The following is a 457-nucleotide window of genomic DNA, read 5'->3' on the forward strand; positions in this document are numbered from 1 at the left end:
GGCGACATCCTGGTTGGCAAGGTCACTCCCAAAGGCGAGACCCAACTGACTCCGGAAGAAAAACTGCTGCGTGCAATCTTCGGTGAAAAAGCCAGCGACGTTAAAGACACATCCCTGCGCGTGCCAACCGGCACCAAAGGTACTGTCATCGACGTACAGGTCTTCACCCGTGACGGCGTTGAGCGTGATGCTCGTGCACTGTCGATCGAGAAGTCCCAGCTGGACGAGATCCGCAAGGATCTGAACGAAGAGTTCCGCATCGTTGAAGGCGCGACTTTCGAGCGTCTGCGTTCCGCACTGGTAGGCCACAAGGCCGAAGGCGGCGCCGGCCTGAAGAAGGGGCAGGACATCACCGACGAAGTACTCGACGGTCTTGAGCACGGCCAGTGGTTCAAACTGCGCATGGCTGAAGATGCGCTGAACGAGCAGCTCGAGAAGGCTCAGGCCTACATCGTTG

The 457-nt window shown here is 58.4% G+C and carries 1 pseudogene; it reads left to right on the forward strand.

The features are described 5' to 3' along the window. Positions 1–457, forward strand: a pseudogene (gene rpoB / locus J5M71_RS28240) (DNA-directed RNA polymerase subunit beta); the annotation flags it as partial.

The organism is Pseudomonas sp. 43(2021) (assembly GCF_017490805.1).
Taxonomy (GTDB): domain Bacteria; phylum Pseudomonadota; class Gammaproteobacteria; order Pseudomonadales; family Pseudomonadaceae; genus Aquipseudomonas.